This is a genomic window from Acinetobacter lwoffii (genome assembly GCF_024129855.1).
In the GTDB taxonomy this organism is placed as follows: domain Bacteria; phylum Pseudomonadota; class Gammaproteobacteria; order Pseudomonadales; family Moraxellaceae; genus Acinetobacter; species Acinetobacter lwoffii_L.
On sequence record NZ_JAMXXC010000057.1, the window covers coordinates 1 to 4,920 of the forward strand.

The 4,920-nt window shown below is 36.7% G+C and carries 4 protein-coding genes; 1 reads left to right on the plus strand and 3 read right to left on the minus strand.

The genetic code is table 11. The features are described from left to right. The first annotated feature begins 313 nt into the window (after window positions 1–313). Window positions 314–1,099 (plus strand): DUF4393 domain-containing protein, encoded by a 786-nt coding sequence (locus NI465_RS16385; RefSeq protein ID WP_253145997.1) that lies wholly within the window; start codon window positions 314–316, stop codon window positions 1,097–1,099. 266 nt (window positions 1,100–1,365) lie between these two features. Here NI465_RS16385 and NI465_RS16390 read toward each other — a convergent pair whose 3' ends face one another. The 3 genes from NI465_RS16390 to mobQ form a co-directional block, all read right to left on the minus strand. Then, window positions 1,366–1,929, minus strand: coding sequence for a plasmid replication DNA-binding protein (locus NI465_RS16390; protein ID WP_086266488.1), 564 nt, complete (start codon window positions 1,927–1,929; stop codon window positions 1,366–1,368). Between the two features lie 63 nt (window positions 1,930–1,992). After that, on the minus strand, window positions 1,993–2,886 hold the full coding sequence (gene repM, locus NI465_RS16395; RefSeq protein ID WP_004734502.1) for a replication initiation protein RepM: 894 nt from the start codon (window positions 2,884–2,886) through the stop codon (window positions 1,993–1,995). Between the two features lie 515 nt (window positions 2,887–3,401). Continuing rightward, on the minus strand, window positions 3,402–4,838 hold the full coding sequence (gene mobQ / locus NI465_RS16400; protein ID WP_253145999.1) for a MobQ family relaxase: 1,437 nt from the start codon (window positions 4,836–4,838) through the stop codon (window positions 3,402–3,404). Between the last annotated feature and the right edge of the window lie 82 nt (window positions 4,839–4,920).

Below are 4,920 nucleotides of genomic sequence, written 5' to 3' on the forward strand. Positions count from 1 at the left end.
TCATAGATATATGAATATTAAGATAAATAAAAAGCCCTATAGTCTCTCCCGTTACTATAAGGCTTATAAAACGCTGTAATTTTTTTCTTAACTACCTACTTTTCGATGTAGGTTATGAATATATTTTACCTATTGGTAAAAATAAAGATATAAGACAAAAGATGAATACGTTAGGAATTTCGCGTAAAAACTACTAATTTCGTATAACGCCCATTATGTTAAATAGCTGTAAAGTATTTCTCAAATTGTTTAGAAGTTTCAAGTTAATTGTTAGATACTAATCATAATTAGTAATTAAATATGGATGTAAATTATGGCAATAATTGATACTTCAGGTTTAGAACCTTTCGCTGATTTGATAAAAGAAATTTATGGAGACTTAGCTAAACCTGGTGTGCAAAATGTAGGTGTTGCTTTAAGTGCAGTACTAGGACTTGGAGTAACATTACTGTGGCCTATTATGTGGGTAAATGAACGAGCAAAAATAGCACTAGAAAATAATCTTGAAACATATCGAGAGCGTTTAAAAGACATTCCTCCTGAAAAAATTACTATAGCTCCTCCAGAAGTTGCGATGCCAATTCTAGAAAAACTTACTTATGTAACTAATGAAGAATTAAGAAGCTTATATATTGAACTTTTAACAAAAGCTTCAATAACAGATTTAAATAATCAAGCCCATCCTAGCTTTGTAAATATTATTAACAACTTGTCTCCAGATGAAGTTAAATTCATAGAATATTTAATTCCAAAAGAAACTATTCCTTTTATCAAAACAGAATTAAAGAATAACAAAGGAACAATTATAATAGAAAATCCTGTAATTATAATTCCTGATCTAGGCTTAAGTTATAAAGAAAATTTAGATGCATATATCAGTAACTTAGTTGGAGTTGGCTTATTACAAGTTCGTGAAGATATCTGGTTTTCAGATGAAAATAGATATAAAGAACATTTCGATTATTTTGAAAATAGAAAAAGTTATTATGATCATTATTATCAGAATGTTAAAGATGAATCCACTACGTATAGTACTAGTAAAGGGTTAATCGAAGTAACTAAATTAGGCAAGATGTTTCTTAAAGCTGTACAACCATAACCTTTTATAGTTTTTCTAAAATTAACATAATACACCTTATACGAAATGCGTTATAATTGTCTTTATTAATCAATGGTATATATCATTTTGATTGGCCCGTATCCTCCAGATCGGGCTTTTTTAATGATTTTTCATGTTCCACGGTCAATAAATAAACAATGTTCCACGGTTTTGTTCAGTTTTAATAAACCTCATCCGGTTTTTTGATGAGTCATTATTTCATGTGCTTGCACTGAACTTGGCTCATCAAAAAATTGGAGTCCTGGCTAACCATAAGGAAGGAAAAAACGGCTCAGGAAGCCCCTCTTTTTAGGTTCAGGCTCAACATGTTCTGGAACAGGGATACGTTTGTTCTCTGGAGTAGTCAATCCGTCCTCTTTAACCTGCTTTAACTGAATATTTGTTGCCATATCAGTTGGGTTTGGTGAAATATTACTTTCAATATTCTCTTTATTAGGTTCACTACTAGCTTTAGGTGGCTTCATTTCAATTAGTGTAAGAAGCGTATCGATACGAGCATTAGCTTTAGCCTCTCTATCTTCTGCTTTTTCTAATTGTTTCTTTAAAAAGTCGATCTGATTTTTTAACTCTACTACTGTTTTATCAGTGTATTCGGGTGTATCCAGATTCTGTATTAGAGACGTATCAATACGTTTTGACTGCTTTCCAGAAAACGGTTCACCATATACACGCAATAATTCTGAAAAGTCTATTAAACCATCATGATCACGGCTTAATACCCCATTTTTTATATCTTTATAAAGTGTCGCTCTAGATTTTTTATACAGTGTGGCAGCATCACTAACACTGTATTTTGTACTTGTTTTCATAGTGTATTACTGTGTATTTAAGATACGTATTGAAGAATACAATAAGTGTATTCTTCAATACACTCAAGGTTTGAAGCCTAAGTTCCGTAAGTAAGGTAAAAACTGCTTCTGTTGTTTTGGATCTCTAAGTTTTTCCTTGATTTTTGAAGCTAATATTTCATAGCTCTCACCCTCACGTGCTAGATGAGAAAGTTCATGTAGACGCGATAGTTGATTACCAAACATGTTTATCTGAGCATCTGTTAACTTATAGAACTCTTTCGGTATGTCTGTACTTTCCTGACCAATACTTTTTGTTTTTTCTTTAAAAGAAAAAGTAATGTGAGTAACTTTACGACCTGTTTTTTTCTGCTCATACGTCACACGTAAAGGGCTGTATTCATTTATTTGATCTACAGCAGTATCAATTACCCTTTTTTTAAAATCAGCAAATAACGGATACTTTTTACCTAGTTCCAGCATGGTTCGTAGATTATCAACAGAGATTTCACGCTTACCTATTTGTCTGTATTGCACCAGTAACTCATAGATACGGATACCGTACCCACTGTTGATACCTGCGATATCAGATAGAGCATATTTCGTAAATTCTCTACTTAGGTTGGATATAAAAGGCAAAATTGGTTTTGAAAAGCGAATACCAATGACACTTTGACTATCTAAAAACTGAACCTCTTGTACCCATCTCATTTTGATAGATTTATCGTCCACAGAGAGGTTGATAGACCTTTCATAAAGTCTATTAATCCCTTCTTTTAAATCTCTATAGGCTGTTTTCTCGTGTACTCCTAGGAGCTGTAATTCATTAACACTCACTGGGTATAACTCATCATCTGTGATGGGTTGATTCTTTGGAATACGTGAAATAGCTGCTAAGACAATACGTTGCTCTACGGCACTTAATTGATATGAAGCTTCTATAACTTGATTTGATTTTACAACTTGATTCTTATCCAAAATAAAACCATTTAATTTTTAATATATGACAAATATATACTTGTCATAGTTAGTAGTCAATCCGTCATAGTTAAGTAGTCAATCCGTCATAGTTAGTAGTCAATCCGTCATAGTTAGTAGTCAATCCGTCATATTTAAATGCTGAAACCATTGCTACTAAAGGCATACAGAGGGCTGAAAAGATTTAAAATATTTAAAAATAATTAAAAAAGGAAATTTGAAAAATTGCCCTTGGTTTTCGCTTCGCTCAAACTCTATTGAATCTCGCTTTCGCTCGATTCGTCGGGGCAATTTTTGGTTAATATTTTCGTGACTTTTAGAAAAGCAAAAGCAACTCGGAATTCGCTTCGCTCATAAGCTTTTTTTTCTCGCTACGCTCGGTTTAGGGATCAAAATTGGAAAGTTCGCACCCATTCGGGATGCTCTGTAAAGCAGGTGATTGATGGATAGGGAGCTTGTAATCAGGGAAAGGGATGGGCAAATTTTCTCAGTTCGCTCGTAGACACTCGCTCTGTTTAGCGACTCATGCCACGAGATTTCATTCTAGGCGCATGTTGCTGTGCTTTGAGTTGTTGTTCTTGTCTGAGTTTCAGCTGTTGTTCTGCTTTGATCTCATTCACACATTTTTTAATGACTTGATAGGTTGAGTATAGAGTCTGGTATTGCTTGGCTTTGGCCGGATGTTGTTGTTGGTACTGCTTCCAGGCATGTTCTTTGAACTTTTCATTTTCCAATAAATCCTTTACACCATGTTTTTTCTGGTGTTCATGCTGACCTTTCAGCTTTTTGTGTTCTTGGTAAATCGCATCACGTTGGGCTTCCCAGGCTTTTTTTCCAAACAGTAAGGGTTTGTTCTGGGTTAATTCGTTGTGTTGATCGACCAGGCTTTGCAATTTGTCATGACTTTGCTTGAGTCGGCTCTTCACGATGTCCTGGGCAAGCTGCTGATTGAACTCGTTTTCATGTTTTTGCATCTTGCCGAAGGTGTTTTCGGCCTTTTTTAAAACATCCTGCATAAATTCTAGGTCTAGATTTGCGTCTTTTGCGCTGATTTCGCGATTTAGCACTTTGCCAAGGGTTTCCCTCTGTTTTTCTTCAAACAGGGCTTTTTCGTCAATTGGTGGCGTTTTAGCACTATTTTTGATTTGGATCTGCTGTTCAGTTTTTAGTGTATTGAGTTTGATCTCATTTTCAGCAATCAGCAGATCCATATTTTTACCGTATTGCAACTGAGCCTGATTTCTCTGTTTGATTTCGTCATTGCTTCGGCTGATTTCGGTCTCAATCCCTTTTCGGCGCAGTTCGGTGACTTTCGGCCCTTCGTGCAGCGTGGCTTCTAAACCATTCTCCTGGTCTTTGTAGCTGCGGTGGTCGACTCGGGCAGTGTATCCAGCCAGATCCAGGTGCATATTGCAGATATCGGCAAAGTGTTCGCGCCAGTGTTCGATTTCTCCACTGTGTTTCTGATCCAGTTCCCGGGTTTTCTCGGTGAAGCCTTCCGGAGTAAGTTTGCGTGTGCTCATCAGGATATGCGCGTGATAATTGCGTTCATCACTACCAGATCCAGTATGCGGTGCATGAATACAGGCATCGACGGCCACCTGATGTCTGTCCACGATACTGGCGCATAGCTCTTCGAGCATGGCCAGGCGTTGTTCCTGATTTAATTCACTTGGAAAAGCGATTTCAAATTCTCGGGCAACTGTCGAGTTTTTTCGGGTTTCCCGTTGTTCAACTTCGTTCCAGAGTCTTTCCCGGTTTTTTAAATGTTCTGGTGCGCCTTCGGGTAAATAAATTTCTTTATATTCCACACCTGTTTTTCGGCTGTAATTATGTTCTCGGCCCTCACGTTCACAATAGATCTTTTCACCTGCCCGATAGGCAATCGCAGCAGTAGCGGAACGCCCTGCTGATCGTGCTACGGTTTTGACTGAAAAGTGGTAAATCGCCATGCCTATTTTTCGCTTTTAAATTTTCACGTAGTGAAATACAACCGTGGATACGGTTGTCGGGGTATTGGGGAGTCCCCAATCG